12 protein-coding genes are annotated in these 14,943 nt (G+C 42.8%); 6 read left to right on the top strand and 6 right to left on the bottom strand.

Annotated elements, in window-relative coordinates; translation table 11 throughout:
* Positions 1–241: 241 nt before the first annotated feature.
* Positions 242–832, bottom strand: a complete 591-nt coding sequence (locus JK188_RS11455; protein ID WP_211886861.1) for an NUDIX domain-containing protein — start codon at positions 830–832, stop codon at positions 242–244.
* Positions 833–950: 118 nt separating this feature from the next.
* Positions 951–1,364: a YgiW/YdeI family stress tolerance OB fold protein gene (locus tag JK188_RS11450; protein ID WP_036948980.1), complete on the bottom strand. Its 414-nt coding sequence runs from the start codon at positions 1,362–1,364 to the stop codon at positions 951–953.
* A gap of 177 nt (positions 1,365–1,541) precedes the next feature.
* On the opposite strand from JK188_RS11450, the gene qseB reads away from it, so the two are divergent.
* Both qseB and qseC read left to right on the top strand, forming a co-directional pair.
* A complete protein-coding gene (gene qseB, locus JK188_RS11445; protein ID WP_036948983.1) occupies positions 1,542–2,204 on the top strand; it encodes a quorum sensing response regulator transcription factor QseB in 663 nt (220 codons plus the stop codon).
* Positions 2,201–3,553 carry a quorum sensing histidine kinase QseC gene (gene qseC / locus JK188_RS11440; RefSeq protein WP_211886864.1) on the top strand — a complete coding sequence of 451 codons (1,353 nt, stop codon included), beginning with the start codon at positions 2,201–2,203 and terminating at the stop codon, positions 3,551–3,553. Before qseB ends, qseC begins: the two co-directional genes overlap by 4 nt.
* A 239-nt stretch (positions 3,554–3,792) precedes the next feature.
* Here qseC and JK188_RS11435 read toward each other — a convergent pair whose 3' ends face one another.
* On the bottom strand, positions 3,793–4,356 hold the full coding sequence (locus tag JK188_RS11435; RefSeq protein WP_211886866.1) for a YtfJ family protein: 564 nt from the start codon (positions 4,354–4,356) through the stop codon (positions 3,793–3,795).
* A 290-nt stretch (positions 4,357–4,646) separates the two neighbouring features.
* Between JK188_RS11435 and JK188_RS11430 the strand changes: the two genes are divergently transcribed.
* Positions 4,647–4,853 (top strand): DUF1107 domain-containing protein, encoded by a 207-nt coding sequence (locus tag JK188_RS11430; RefSeq protein WP_036948988.1) that lies wholly within the window; start codon positions 4,647–4,649, stop codon positions 4,851–4,853.
* An 89-nt stretch (positions 4,854–4,942) separates the two neighbouring features.
* Here the strand turns inward: JK188_RS11430 and JK188_RS11425 are convergent, their stop codons facing one another.
* A complete protein-coding gene (locus JK188_RS11425) occupies positions 4,943–6,298 on the bottom strand; it encodes a hemolysin family protein (RefSeq protein WP_132496349.1) in 1,356 nt (451 codons plus the stop codon).
* Between the two features lie 166 nt (positions 6,299–6,464).
* Complete coding sequence (gene msrA / locus JK188_RS11420; protein ID WP_211886868.1) at positions 6,465–7,094, bottom strand: peptide-methionine (S)-S-oxide reductase MsrA; 630 nt, start codon at positions 7,092–7,094, stop codon at positions 6,465–6,467.
* 133 nt (positions 7,095–7,227) lie between these two features.
* Between msrA and tamA the strand changes: the two genes are divergently transcribed.
* Genes tamA through JK188_RS11405 form a run of 3 tightly spaced genes read left to right on the top strand, consistent with a single transcriptional unit; the run spans position 7,228 to position 13,088 of the window.
* Positions 7,228–8,970 (top strand): autotransporter assembly complex protein TamA, encoded by a 1,743-nt coding sequence (gene tamA, locus JK188_RS11415; protein ID WP_036948997.1) that lies wholly within the window; start codon positions 7,228–7,230, stop codon positions 8,968–8,970.
* The gene (gene tamB / locus JK188_RS11410; RefSeq protein WP_283092619.1) at positions 8,967–12,737 is read left to right on the top strand and encodes an autotransporter assembly complex protein TamB; all 3,771 of its coding nucleotides are present in this window, start codon (positions 8,967–8,969) and stop codon (positions 12,735–12,737) included. The genes tamA and tamB overlap by 4 nt, the downstream gene beginning before the upstream one ends.
* Before the next feature lie 3 nt (positions 12,738–12,740).
* On the top strand, positions 12,741–13,088 hold the full coding sequence (locus tag JK188_RS11405) for a gamma-glutamylcyclotransferase family protein (protein WP_211886870.1): 348 nt from the start codon (positions 12,741–12,743) through the stop codon (positions 13,086–13,088).
* 77 nt (positions 13,089–13,165) lie between these two features.
* Here JK188_RS11405 and JK188_RS11400 read toward each other — a convergent pair whose 3' ends face one another.
* On the bottom strand, positions 13,166–14,875 hold the full coding sequence (locus JK188_RS11400; protein ID WP_211886872.1) for a pyridoxal phosphate-dependent decarboxylase family protein: 1,710 nt from the start codon (positions 14,873–14,875) through the stop codon (positions 13,166–13,168).
* Positions 14,876–14,943: the final 68 nt, after the last annotated feature.

Below are 14,943 nucleotides of genomic sequence, written 5' to 3'. Positions count from 1 at the left end.
GCGATAAAAGATAATTATTTTTTGATAGAATAAACTCTATTTTATTCTTTTTATTATCGAGTTTAGATGCTCGGTAATGGAAAGTGTAATAAATTGTAATTTATAAAAAATAAGAGAATAAAGTATGAAAATAAGAAAGAGAATAGAAAAATAAATAGCAAAGAAATCGTTTAATGATGACTATATAAAATAGTTTAAGAGTGGAAGGGCAAAAATGCTATTTTCACCCTTTAAAAATTAACTATTTTTTGGGACTTAGAATTCCGCTTAAGGCGAGATGTTGAATAAGCATAATGGTTTTGCCATCCATGATTTCACCATTTTTGATAGCGGCAAGCGCATTAGGGAATGACCATTCCATAACCTCAATATCTTCACCTTCATCAGCGAGTCCGCCACCATCACTTTGGCGGTCTTTATCACTGTATTGGGCAATGTAAAAATGCAGCTTTTCAGTGACGGAACCTGGGCTCATAAAGGCTTCAAACACCTTTTCTAGGTTATCAATTTTATAGCCAGTCTCTTCTTGGGCTTCAGCAATAATTCTTGCTTCAGGGGAAGAGCCCTCAAGTAATCCAGCAGCGGCTTCAATCAGCAGCTGTTTATATCCAGAAACGTACATTGGCATACGGAATTGACGGATCAAGATAATGCTATTTTTGGATGTGTTATACAGCAAAATGACAGCGCCATCGCCACGGTCATACACTTCACGCTCTTGTTTTTGCCAAGAGCCGTCGTGTCGCTGTAATTCATAGGTATATTTTTTGAGAATGTACCAATTATCTGACAGTAATTTTTCGCTGATATTCCTAACTTGAGGCTGTTTCATAAATAAGTCGCGCAGAGATAAGATAAATTTAATCTAGCACTATAAATAGAAAGGGAAAATAGACAGTAAATAATAAAAAGCCAGTAAGGTTGTATTACTGGCTTTTTATCGAGATGGATTATTTGATGATTTGCAGTTGTTTAACGTCGATCTCTTTAGAGTTCCAGTCTTTATCAACTTCACCGCGAATTTCGATTTTATCTTTCGGCGTGACGTTCACACCATTGAAGCGTTTTTGGCTAATTTCAACGGTGATGGTGCCTGTGCCATCGGTGAATTCGTAATGTTTTTTGTCCAGTTGTTTAACGAGATTACCGCGTAAAACAACCCAGCTGTTGTCAGATAATTCAAGGGCTTTCGCAACCGTTGTTTCACTTGCATTCGGGCCGTTAAAACCACCTTCTTGGGTTTTCATGGTTTCAGTGTTAGTGGTGTTGGCGACTTCACCTGGACCTGAAAAACCACCGGTAGCAGCAAAAACAGGAGCGGTAGCAAGGGCAGCGATTAAGGTGATTAAAGGTAATTTTTTCATTTTTGTTTCTCCACAAGTAACCAGAAATTTGGTCTATGGGATGTATTTAACCAAGTAAATCTTAACAGGATCTTAAGAAATCAAATTAATTAAATATATTTTTAATTTGGACAATCACCACTGGTCATCATGAATTTAATAAGATAAATATAACAATATTCGATGCGGAGGTTGAGTATGCGTATTTTATTAATAGAAGATGATCGATTAATTGGCGATGGTCTAAAAGTAGGGTTAACACAATTGGGGTTTACCCTTGATTGGTTTATGGATGGTAAACAAGGTCAACAGGCTTTGTTTGATGCCCCTTATGATGCTGTCGTGCTGGATTTATCACTTCCGCATATTGATGGTATGGATATTTTGAAGTTCTGGCGTAAGCAAGGGCGTGATGAGCCTGTTTTGATTCTGACGGCGCGGGATGCCCTTGAGCAACGAGTGAATGGATTACAGCAAGGGGCTGATGATTATCTGTGTAAGCCGTTTGCGCTAGCGGAGGTTGCAGCACGTTTGCAAGCGTTGATCCGTCGACGCAGTGGGCAGCTATCACCCACTTTGGTTCATGGTGACGTGGAGATGGATCCTTTAGCGATGACGGTCACTTACCAAGGAAATCCTGTGCAGTTGAAGGGTAAGGAGCTGGCGCTATTATCATTATTTTTGCACAACCCGAAAAAAGTGCTGTCTCGTAGTGCGATAGAAGAAAAGTTGTATAACTGGGATGAAGAAGTCTCTAGTAACTCGGTTGAAGTTCATATTCACCACTTACGCCGTAAATTAGGCAGCAAGTTTATTCAAACTGTTCATGGTGTTGGTTATCGACTGGGTGATGAAGCATGAAAACGTTCAGCTTAAGGCTCAAATTGACTTTGATGTTATTGCTCCTCGCGGTAATGACGTGGGGAATTGCTAGCTCATTGGCATGGTATCAAACCTATAAAACCATTAACGAATTGTTTGATACTCAACAGATGGTATTTGCAAAGCGTTTATCGGTGTTGCCGACGGATATCGACTTGCCTCAAGCATCATTGAGTAAAACCAAAAAGTTATTGCGGAAAAATCGTGGAAGCCAAGACGATGACGCATTGGCATTTGCGATTTTTACTCCGAGTGGCGAAATGGTGCTCAATGATGGGGACAACGGACGTAAAATCGAGTTTCAATTTACGCGTGAAGGATTCAGCGAGGGAACACTGAAAGGTAGTGATGATGAGTGGCGCTTTGTTTGGCTTAAATCTATTGATAATCAATATATTATTGCGGTAGGGCAAGAGTGGGAATACCGCCAAAGTATGGCTAACAGCATTATGTTTTCCCAGCTCATACCGTGGCTGGTGGCGTTGCCAATAATGTTAATTGTATTTTTATGGTTACTCACTCGCGCATTAAAACCCCTACGGGATGTGGCTAAACAGCTACGGCAGAGAAAGCCGGATGAGCTGAGCCCAGTGATGGTGCCGACAATTCCTAGTGAAGCAAAGCCAATCCTAGATTCTCTGAACGGATTATTCGACAAAATAAATCACATGTTTGTTCGTGAACGGCAATTTACCTCTGATGCTGCCCATGAACTGCGTAGCCCTCTTGCTGCACTGAAAGTCCAAACCGAAGTGGTACAAATTGCTGGAAGTGACGAGGCGATTCGCCAACATGCAGTGTCTAATCTTTCAGAAGGGATTGACCGAGCCACTCGGCTAGTGGACCAGCTATTAACCTTATCCCGCTTAGAGTCTTCTAATCAATTAGATGATGTGAGTGAAGTGAGTTGGCAGGAATTAATTGAGCAAGCCGTTAAAGAGAGCGAGCTGGAAGCTCGGCAAAATCAGGTAACGTTGAAAATATCAATCATTGAAACGCCGCCGCCTTTTAAAGGGCAGAAACTTTTATTGTCCGTACTCTTAAAAAATCTTCTTCACAATGCTATCCGCTATGGTAAGGCTGCCGGTAAGGTTGAAGTCAATTTGTATCGCCACTATCTGGAAGTGAAAGATGATGGTGATGGGGTTTCTTCTGAGGTATTAGCGCGCTTAGGGGAGCGTTTCTATCGACCACCGGGACAAGAAAAAACGGGCAGTGGCTTAGGGTTATCAATTGTTAAACGCGTGGCTCAGTTACACCATCTCCATGTGACGTTTAATAATGTCACGGAAGGGGGCTTTTGTGTCACTGTTCGTTGGAATGCATAAGTTAGTCTATTTTATGCACAATATTGAATGAGGTTGTTGCAGAATAATTAGCTGAATTTTAATCTTATTGTGATGTGCTTTTGCGGTTATGTTCAACAGGAACTCATGATAGTAAAACAAATTCCTAAGCGTCAACATCAGTCGACGCTTAGGAAAACATTATGTTTATGATAACGAGAGCTGGAGTGGCTCTTTTCTTATCTGTTGAATGTTGGTTTCGCTAACTCTGGTTCTGTTAATTACGGCTTTTCTAATTCGGTGACAATCACGCTAATGGCTTTATTGATCTCTTGAGGCGTTAGCGCGCCATCTTTATAAAATAAGACATTACCTTGCTTGTTGAGAATGATAATGGCGGAACTCTCTGGCGCAAGGCTCCATGCATTCTTCACGACACCATCACTATCAACAATAAATTGGGAGTAAGGAAACTCTTTCTTGCTGTCTTCCACGCTGTTTTTTACAAATACACCGGTACCAAAAATTGAATCATCCGTATTGATAATGCTGGTGGTTTGGTATTTATCGTGAGGGAATTTGGCTTGTTTAATCGCTTCGATAAGCGGAGCATTAAGCTCTTTGGCTGAAGAGCGTCCAGCAATGTGTTGAATGGTGCGAACTTTACCGGCAAGTTGCTGGCTCTTCCACGGTTGGTAATTGAATTTTCCCGCATTATCTAACTGTAATTCGCCTTTATCTGTGACGGTAACGGCGGGTACAGGTTGATTTAATTGAATATTAATCGCGAATCCCGTTGAAGATAAACCCAGTAAGCAGGTTAATAAAAGCAGTTTTTTTATCATAAAGGTACCTTTAGAAATCATTGTCATTGTTGTGTATAGGGTGAGGATTTCTGGTGCTGCTAGTTATAGCATAGCTCATCGGATGAGTGGCAAGATGAAAATTAACAAAATCGTAAAATTCAGCATAAAGATGAGGTTTAAGTATGATTTAACAGTATATTGACAATGTCATGTTGTGTCAGCATTTTGAATAAAATTGCAATTTCCGAACCAAAACAAAATTTTCTAGTCTATGATTATTGAACGATATGCAGTGAGGTATCGTCAGAACAACATGGAGATCAGTTCTAATGAAAATTTTTAAGCATTATAACCCATCGAAAATTGCTCTATACGTGAAAACACTATTCAGAGGTAGGCTCTACATTAAGGATTTTGGAGCTTTCGAATTCAATAATGGGAAGATTTTACCGCCAAAAGTGACTGATAAAACGCATTACAATGTAATGAATGAAGTGAACAAGCAAGTGGTATTACTGCGAGCTGAGTTGGGCTAAACAGGCTATTAGCCAGCTAAGTGTTAGGCTAACAACCTTCAAGCGCCTTAATAACAACGCCACTGACAGTGGCGTGTTCATATTGGCTATCAGTGGTTATTTTGAGTATGTGACGTATCTTCACTACCTGCAGTACCTGGCTGAACCACAACCGCGGACGGAGTATTCGTGATACGCGTGACCAGCAGTTGATCAATCTTGTAGTTATCAATATCGACCACTTCAAATTTGTAGCCCGCATATTTCACATAATCAGTGCGTTTCGGCATCTTTCTCAAGCGATACATCATAAAGCCTGCGATGGTTTCGTAGTTGCTGAAATCTGGGAATTCGTCGATATCAAGGATACGTTGAACATCCTCAATTGGCGTTCCCCCATCAACCAACCATGAATTTTCATCACGGGTAATAATTTGCTCTTCTTGCCCCGGACCAATCAAGTCACCCATTAAGGTGATCATCACGTCATTGATGGTAATAACTCCCATCACTAAGGCATATTCGTTCAGGATAACGGCAAAATCGACGCCACTATTTTTAAAGGCTTCTAAGGTATCAGACAGGGATAAGGTATCCGGAAGCATTAATGTGTTCTGGATATGTACACCGTCACGTAAGCTCAGGCTTTGACCATTTAATACGCGGTTGAGGAGCTCTTTGGAATCTACATAACCAATCACATGGTCGATATCCCCTGCACAAACTAAAAACTTCGAATGTGGCTGAGTGGAGATTTTGTGTTTGATGCTCTCTTCAGATTCGTCTTTATCAAAGAAAATGATGTTTTCTCGTGGTGTCATCGCAGATGGAACGGTACGGGACTCAAGTTCAAACACATTTTCAATAAGTTCGTGCTCTTGTTTACGCAACACCCCAGCGACAGCGCCCGCTTCAACAACAGCAAAGATATCATCAGAAGTAATGTCTTCATTACGTGCAGTGGGTAATTTGAACAGTTTGAAAAATAAGTTCGCTAAGCCGTTAAAGAACCATACGAGCGGGCTTAACACCACTAAGCAGAAACGCATTGGGTTAACAATGCGTATAGCGATAGCTTCAGGTTTTACCATTCCAATACGTTTTGGTGTTAAGTCAGCCACCAGAATAAATAAGCTGGTTACGATGGTAAATGACAGGATAGAAGCGGTTTGCTGTGCCCATGCCGGGGATAAGAATTTAATGAATAGCTCTTGCAATGCAGGAGCGAATGCAGATTCACCCACAATACCAGCCAAAATCGCGACGGCGTTTAAGCCAATTTGTACGACGGTGAAAAACATGCCCGGCATTTCTTGTAGTTTGAGAACGCGAGCGGCGTTAATGTTGCCTTCGTCGGCCATTAACTTCAATTTAATACGGCGAGAAGCTGCCAATGAAATTTCGGACAGCGAAAAAAATGCGCTGATTGCACATAATAAAAGAACGATAAGTAAACTGTTTAGCATAAATTATCCAACCCTCTAGGTAGTGAATTGTCACTTCTTGAAATCCTAAAGGCAATGTAAGGGTATTCCATTTCAATATTAATTAGCGCCTTAGCGCGGTGGGTATCGCGCTAAGTATAGCACTAGCCTATTTTATCTGGCTATATATTCGTCATTATAATGTCAGTCAAGATGGAAGACAGACCCCAATGCCACCAAGCCCACAATAGCCGTTGGGATTTTTATACAGATATTGCTGGTGATAATCCTCAGCAAAATAGAAGGTTTCGAGTGGTCGAATCTCGGTGGTAATCGGGCGGTTATCCTGCTTTTCAGCCATCGCCTGTTGGTAAGCTTCGCGGGTTTGCATCGCCAGTTGATATTGTTCATCTGACACGGTGTAAATTGCTGAGCGATATTGGGTGCCAATATCATTACCTTGGCGCATGCCTTGGGCTGGGTCGTGATTTTCCCAAAATAGCGTTAGCAGCTGAGCAAATGAAATGATTTCAGGGTCAAAAACCACGCGAACGATTTCAGTATGTCCGGTTAATCCGGTACACACTTCTTCATAGGTTGGATTCGGTGTGAGACCACCGCTGTAACCTGCAGATGTCGTATAAATTCCCGTTTGTTGCCAAAATAATCGTTCCACACCCCAGAAGCAACCCATTGCAAAATAAGCAATTTCCATATTCTTAGGAATAATCTCAATCGAATGATGGGTCACTGCATGGTAAGGTGACAACGCCATTGACGAGTGACGCCCCGGAAGTGCTTGAAATTCATTATCGGACTGAAATTGATTAAAAGTCATAACGATTCCTAAATACAATCTGTATAGAAATAAAGTAAAAATTGGGATAAAAACTTGTGTCAGTGGTCTATTTTACTCAAAATAAGTCGTTGTTGAATAATAAGCCAAATTGTCTATCACCCTAGGAGCAGGCGTGTCGAAATATCTTACCCTTTGTGTAGTATGCCTAACAACGGCGGTACCAGCGGTATTTGCTGCGAATCTACGCCTTAATATTGAAGGGCTTGAAGGGCAACTCAACCAGAATGTCCGTATTCAGCTTTCTAATATTTCACAAGATGAAGTCGTTGCAAATGGACGTTTTCGTGCTCGAGTAGAAAAAGCGATTCGTGAAGGGTTAAAACCACTGGGATATTATGAACCTACAGTAGAATTTAGCTATGAAGAGAAAACCCCGCCAGCACGTTCAATTTTGACGGCCAAGGTTTCTCCGGGGGAGCCTATTCTTCTACAAGGTGTCAATGTGGTGTTAGAAGGGGGAGCGAAAACAGACCCTGATTACGCCAAGATGCTGAAAAAAAGCACGCCGAAATATGGCATCATCCAAAATGATGGTGATTATGAAGACTTCAAAGGTAAATTTAGCAGCCTAGCTATCCGTAAAGGGTATTTCGATGCCATGATGGAAAAAAGCCAGCTAGGCATTTCTGTTGATCATCATGCTGCTTATTGGGATTTTGATTTTAACAGTGGTGAGCGCTACCGTTTTGGTAAATTAACCTTTGAAGGCTCGCAAATTCGCAAGGATTACCTCGAAAACCTTTCTCCTTTTAAAGAAGGGGAATATTACACGTCAGAACAGCTTGCCGAATATAACCAACGTTTAGCATCAACAGGATGGTTCAACTCTGCGCTAGTCACGCCGAATATTCAAAAAGCTCGTGAGGAGCATACGGATCTATTACCCATGGAAGGGGTCATGATCCCAAGAGCGCAAAACTTCCTTGAGTTGGGTGGTGGTTACGCGACCGATGTGGGGCCTCGCGTAAAAGCGATATGGAACAAGCCGTGGATAAACTCACGGGGACAAAGTTTAACCTCCAGCATTAGTCTCTCTCAGCCGGAACAGCTGATTGATGCCAGCTACAAAATTCCACTCAAAGCGAATCCTCTAGAGCAATATTATGCGATTCAAGGTGGGTTCAAACGCACGGATTTGAACGATACTCAATCGAATACCACCACACTGAACGTGTCTCGTAATTGGGATTATTCAAGTGGTTGGCAGTATGGCGTGAATATGCGCTGGATGTTGAGTAACTTTACCCAAGCGGATGTGACCAACACCACGATGTTGCTGTATCCGGGGGCAAACGTCAGCCGAATTCGTCAAAAAGGTGGCGTGATGCCAACCTGGGGTGATAGCCAGCGCTATTCTATCGATTACTCCAATAAAATATGGGGTTCGGATATCGACTTCCTGGTATTACAAGCCAAGAATGTGTGGATCCGTACTCCATGGGAAGGACATCGATTTGTCGTACGTGGAAACCTTGGTTGGATTGAAACCAATAACTTTGACAAAGTCCCGCCAGACTTACGTTTCTTCGCAGGGGGTGACGGTAGTGTCCGTGGTTATGGTTATCAAAAAATCTCCCCAGAAGATAGTAGCGGTAAGCTTACCGGGGCATCTAAGCTGGCGGTTGGATCCGTCGAATATCAATATAATTTCACGGGTAACTGGTGGGGAGCCACCTTTATTGATAGTGGTGAAGCGGTAGACGATTTCAAAAATAGTGATTTTAAAACCGGTGCCGGTGTGGGGATCCGTTGGGTTTCCCCGGTTGGACCGATTAAATTTGATTTAGCCAAGCCTATTGGTGACCCAGATAATAACAAAATTCAGTTTTACATCGGATTGGGGACAGAACTATGAAATGGATGAAATGGCTAAAGTGGATTGCAATCACCATTTTATTATTGTTAGTTCTGGTCGTTGGTGCGCTGTATTGGGTTTTGGGTACTAAATCGGGCCTGCATTTTGCGTTGAACTCCGCCACACGTTTTGTACCTGAACTGACTATTGGCTCCATTGATGGTGATATTAACGATTTAACGCTCTCTGGCGTGAAGTACCAAATGCCAGGTGTGGATGTGGATGCGAAGAAAATCCACCTTGCATTACGTTTAAAGTGCCTGACCAGCCGTGAAGTCTGCATTGATGATTTATCAACAGAAAGCGTGATGGTGAATGTGGATACTAGCCAATTCCCGCCGTCTGAAGAAACTCCGCCTTCTGAGCCGCTAACAGAACTGAATGCCCCGCTAACCATTCGTTTGGCTCAATTAGCGTTGGTTGATACTCATGTTAATGTCGATGGGACTGTGATTGATCTCGACAAATTCGCCACAGGGATCACATGGCAAAAAAGAGCTATCGAAATCACGCCAACCGATATTATTAACCTTGCTATAAGCTTACCGCCTAGTGAGCTGGCTGAGGCGCCAAAACCAGTTGAACCCGTCGTGCCTGAAGGTGAGCAGCCATCCCTTGGTGATCAGCTTAAAACGTTATTTTCTAAGCCGCTATTAGCGGAGCTACCTGAAATTATCCTACCGGTTGACTTGAATGTTGAGGGGATCAATGCCTCTAATTTCCAATTAAAAGGCGACACGGACATTACGATTAATAGCCTGAATTTGAAGTTAGAAAATGAAGGGCAGAATGTTTTATTAAAGCAGCTAAAAGTCGATGCACCGCAAGGTAATGTTGCGGTTTCTGGATCGATTTCTTTGCAAGAAAAATGGCCAGTCGCGCTATCCGTTATTGGTGAAAGCCGCCTTGAAGATTTAAATGGACAGAAAGTCGATTTAACGCTTAAAGGTGGACTGATGGATGAGCTGATGCTGGCATTGAATCTGAATGGTCCAATTACGGCGACACTAGAAGCTCAGACCGATTTAGCGCAGGCAGATTTTCCGATTGAGTTGACTTTAGAAAGCAAAAAATTAACTTGGCCGCTGGTGGGAGAAAGCCAATATAAGCTTGATGACACTCGCTTACGCTTAAATGGTCGTCCTTCTAGCTATGACCTTTCATTACGTTCAGCCATCACGGGGCAAGACCTACCGCCATCTAAGTTATTATTAGATGCGAAAGGGAACGAAGAAAAAATTGATTTAACCCGTTTACGCTTATCCGCATTGCAAGGTAATGCAGACCTATCCGGGGTGGCTGATTGGAGTAAAGCTATTAGCTGGAATATGGTGCTGACGTTATCAGGTATTAATACGGCGAAGCAATATCCAGAATGGCCAGCGAAAGTTGAAGGGAAAATTGCCACGCGAGGCAGCCTATATGGTGGAAGCTGGCAGTTAGAGATCCCTGAAATCACCTTAGATGGTAATGTTAAACAGCACATCTTAAAGGCGCGTGGGCAAGCTAAAGGAAATGCCGCAGGGCAATGGAATATCCCAGACTTTAACCTCTTGCTGGGCAAAAACAGCGTGAATGTGAAGGGCTCTTTAGCGGATAAATGGAACCTTGATGCCAAAATTAATGCCCCAGCATTGAATGGGTTAGTGCCAGGATTAGGCGGCGTGATCATTGGGGATCTCAAACTTCGCGGTGATTTACAAGCCCCACAAGCGCTGGCGGATTTAACGGCGCGTGGCGTGAAATGGCAAGATTTAACTGTTGAGACCACCACCATTAAAGGTAACGTAGCAACGGGTGACCAAATCAAAGGTGATTTATCTGTGGTGGTGCGCGGATTGCGCCAAGCGGATTTAGCCATTAGTAACCTAACGCTAGATGCTAAAGGGACTGAAAAACAGCATACGTTAAAACTGAATATGACGGGCAAACCAGTTTCTGGACAGCTCGCGCTGGCAGGGGGCTTTGATCGTCAAACGGAAGTGTGGAAAGGTAACTTAAGCAATACCTTATTTGATACTGAGGTTGGGGAATGGCGCCTGAATCAAGCCATGTCCTTGAACTACAATAACACCACGCAAGAAGTGGTCATTGGTAGCCATTGCTGGGTCAACCCGAATGCTCGCGTGTGTGTACCGAAGCCGGTTAAAGCGGGTAAAAGTGGTAGCGCTGATATTGTATTAGAACGTTTTGACCTTGCAATGATCAAACCGTTTATGCCAAGTGATACTCGCGTAAATGGGGTATTCACCGGGCGTGCAAATGCTATTTGGAAAGCGGATGGTAGCCTGCCGCAAGTGAAAGTGGATTTGAGCGGTGATGGAGTCAAAGTCGTGCAGTTTGTTGATGGTGCACGTTTACCTATCGCGTTTGATACGCTGACATTAAATGCAGGTATGAAGAATGGTCGCGCGGATCTGAACTGGCTGTTGAAAATCGCAGACAACGGTCAATTTAAAGGTAATGTGCAAATTTCTGACCTCGAAAGAAAGCGCTTACTCTCCGGCAACATTGAAATTAACGCCATTACATTAGGTTTAATTAAACCGCTACTTGGCGAAAAAGACATTGCGAATGGCAACCTGAATGCAAATCTACGTGTTGGTGGCTCGGCGCATAACCCGCTAATGAACGGTAATGTCACGTTATCTGGGTTAGAAGTGAAGTCTGGGCTGATCCCGTTTGATATCCAAAATAGCCAATTAGCAGTTAACTTTAATGGTACCAGTTCCGTGATGACTGGGCAGATCAAAACGCCAGAGGGTTACCTGAATATCGATGGTGATGCGGATTGGCGCAACATTGATGCATGGCGAGCGAAAGTATTGGCAAGAGGGAATAACTTACGAGTTTCTCTGCCGCCAATGATCAAAATTGATGTGCAGCCTGACTTGATTCTGGAAGCGTCGCCGAAATTGCTGACCTTAAATGGTAGCGTCACTATTCCATGGGCGCGTATTACGGTGCAAGAATTACCTGAGTCTGCGGTGAGTGCGTCTTCGGATGTGGTCATGCTGGATGACCAGCTAAAACCGATCAATCCGAAACAGTCGTCGATTCCAATTCAAACCAATTTAAATATTAATATTGGCAATGATGTGCGTCTGGATGCATTCGGATTAAAAGCTCGGTTAACTGGGTTATTAAAAGTTGCTCAGGATAAACAAGGGTTAAGCTTAAATGGCCAGGTAGATATTCCATCAGGACGTTTCCGCGCTTATGGGCAAGATTTGATTGTGCGTAAAGGGCTGATTCAATTCTCGGGACCTGCTGATCAGCCGTTCTTAAATTTAGAAGCAATTCGTAATCCTGAAAACACCGCCGATGATGTGATTGCCGGTGTGAAGGTAACAGGACTTGCCGATAAACCAAAAGTTGAGATATTCTCTGAGCCCGCAAAAACCCAGCAAGAGGCACTTTCCTATCTGTTAAGAGGGGAAGGGCTCGATAGCGGTGATGCGAATGGGTCACAAATGACCTCGATGTTGATCGGGTTGGGGGTTGCTCAAAGTGGTCAATTGGTAGGTAAAATTGGTGAAACATTTGGAGTGTCAGATTTAGCCGTCGATACCCAAGGTGTGGGTGACAGTTCGAAAGTGGTTGTGAGTGGGAAAATTACGAACGACTTGCAAGTTAAGTATGGAGTTGGCATATTTGATTCTTTAGCGACGCTCACTTTACGCTATAGGGTCATGCCGAAACTGTTTTTAGAAGCGGTTTCTGGCGTTAATCAGGCTTTGGACCTGCTTTATCAATTCGAGTTTTAATATATGCGTATCATTGTTTATGGCAGTTTAAGGCGCAAGCAAGGGAATCATCACTGGATGACTTATGCTCAGCTGCTAGGTGAGCATAAGCTAGAAGGCTATGAACTGTATGACCTTGGATATTATCCAGCGGTTATCAGAGGGGATGGCACGATTGAATGCGAGGTTTATCGTATCAATCCGTCTATTCTGACTGAGTTAGACGAACTGAAGAAAAATTCACAAGATTATGAGCGTGAGTTAATTCCAACACCTTACGGTAATGCGTGGATTTATCTCTATAAACACTCAGTTGAAGGCCTGCCTAAAATCAAAAGTGGTGATTGGCTAAAGCGCCATGAAGAAGAGTAATCAGTAGTTTATCTGTATGAGTCATCAAGAAAAACGCCGAGCACTGAAGATTCAGTGGTCGGCGTTTTTTATGGATGTTAAGCGTGGCTCATGGCTTTGAGCATTTTTACAAACTCATCAATATGATGGCGTTCTGTCGTTGGGTTCATAAAGACCGCTTTTTCACCCGGTATATAAACAAAACGGTTATGTTCCGCATAAGTCGAACAGGCGATGGAATCCACCCAATTGGTGAATAGCCCGGCTTTACCGCGTGTTAAGAACAGATTGCGGTGCCATTTGCTATTTCTAATCATGGTTTCATAAGCGGCTTTATCGCTAGCACAACTTAATTCATAGTTAAAAATATCCTGTGGATCCGCATTCAATTTAGGGGAATACAGGCGAAAGCCGACACTAGGTCCTTGGTTTTGAGGCACCATGACTGCGGCATTTTCCATTTCAATTAACTGGTTGCGCATGTAGTTAGCATTTTGTAGGCAGTGAGCAATAATGGTTTGGTACCCTTCAATGCCAAGATAATGCAGCCCTGCATAGGCGCCAAAGATCCCAACTCCACTGCGGCTACATTCAATGGTGGATTGCAAGTGAGTTTGCCCTTCTAAATCATGTTCAAAGTACGTGAAGTTTTCCGGTGAGTTTTCAAGGGCTTTGAAGTCATTGCCATCACGTACCATCACTAAGCTCGAGGTGTAAGGAACATAGCCCCATTTGTGGAAGTCGATAGTGATGGAATCGGCATATTTAAGCTGTTTGAATTTTTCTACAGTGTGGCGTAATCCAAACAGTGTGGCTTCATTGATAGCAAGCGGGTTAGTATTAAAATCATAATTAATAAAGAAAATTATTGGCCAGCCGACGGCTGCATCCACGTGAATATGCGGTTTTTCTGTTACTTCGAACTCTTCACACAGGCGGTTTCGCAATTCATAAACTTGTTTTATTTCATCGACACCAAAGGTATCTGTGGTACCTGCGGTTAATAAGATCACGGGGATCTTGCAGTGAACGGTATAACAGGCGCGGATCTGTTGCTCTAAGTCATACAAGTCGATGGTGTTGTCCGAGGCGACTTTAATACGAATGGTTTTGTTTTGAATATCCACCCCCAGTAATGACAGGTTAGTCATGTTGGAGTAGTGGCCGCCTTGGGAGTTGATAATCCGGTAGTCTTGATCCACAGACATACCCAGTTGGCGAGAATCTTTTAATGTTTTGCGAATGCCAAATAGGTAACCATATAAATTACACATGGTCCCGCCTTGAGTGAACAATCCAGACGCTTGATTTTCATCATAACCAATTAAGTTAGCGACTTGTTTAATCACTGTTTTTTCCATGGAATCGGCGACGCCGGAATATTCGCAATAAACCATGTTGGGATTGCCTAAAAGACCAAGCATAGAGCCATATAATGCAGGGTCTGAAGGCATCGCAATCACATTTTCGACGGACAACGGGTTTTCCCAGTTTTTACATAATGCGGAAGCAAAAGCTAGCAGGGTATCTTGCTGATTTCCGGGTAAATTAATTTGCTGCTGGACATGGGATTGCTGAGTCAATTGATTGAACCACTGAGCGCCATTTGGATATTGATTGATTAACTGATTGTCTGCGAGTGTGGTTTTGCGAAATTGGGTGATAGCTTGGATTTTTGGGTCATTAAAAATAGGCCATTTATTTGGATCGCGGCTAAAAAAGTTTGCCACAATATTGTGGTACTGCTGTTCGAATTCGGGTGTGAGTAGGTTCGCACTTTGGCGAGCAAGAAGCTCTGATTGATTCACGCTAGACTCCCATTTACATTTATACAATTAATGATTTATGTAAATACTCTACACCTGAATCTATATTG

The sequence above is a fragment of the Providencia sp. JGM181 genome (assembly GCF_018257375.1).
Classification (GTDB): Bacteria; Pseudomonadota; Gammaproteobacteria; order Enterobacterales; family Enterobacteriaceae; genus Providencia; species Providencia lanzhouensis.
Note: the sequence above shows the minus strand (reverse complement) of the source record. Positions and strands in the feature narration are given on the sequence as shown.

Bases quoted from the DNA above. Each gene is read 5' to 3' on its own strand.
- JK188_RS11455 (WP_211886861.1), bottom strand. From the start codon at position 832: ATGAAACAGCCTCAAGTTAGGAATATCAGCGAAAAATTACTGTCAGAT.
- msrA (WP_211886868.1), bottom strand. From the start codon at position 7,094: ATGACTTTTAATCAATTTCAGTCCGATAATGAATTTCAAGCACTTCCG.
- qseB (WP_036948983.1), top strand. From the start codon at position 1,542: ATGCGTATTTTATTAATAGAAGATGATCGATTAATTGGCGATGGTCTA.
- JK188_RS11425 (WP_132496349.1), bottom strand. From the start codon at position 6,298: ATGCTAAACAGTTTACTTATCGTTCTTTTATTATGTGCAATCAGCGCA.
- tamB (WP_283092619.1), top strand. From the start codon at position 8,967: ATGAAATGGATGAAATGGCTAAAGTGGATTGCAATCACCATTTTATTA.
- JK188_RS11450 (WP_036948980.1), bottom strand. From the start codon at position 1,364: ATGAAAAAATTACCTTTAATCACCTTAATCGCTGCCCTTGCTACCGCT.
- JK188_RS11405 (WP_211886870.1), top strand. From the start codon at position 12,741: ATGCGTATCATTGTTTATGGCAGTTTAAGGCGCAAGCAAGGGAATCAT.
- qseC (WP_211886864.1), top strand. From the start codon at position 2,201: ATGAAAACGTTCAGCTTAAGGCTCAAATTGACTTTGATGTTATTGCTC.
- JK188_RS11435 (WP_211886866.1), bottom strand. From the start codon at position 4,356: ATGATAAAAAAACTGCTTTTATTAACCTGCTTACTGGGTTTATCTTCA.
- JK188_RS11430 (WP_036948988.1), top strand. From the start codon at position 4,647: ATGAAAATTTTTAAGCATTATAACCCATCGAAAATTGCTCTATACGTG.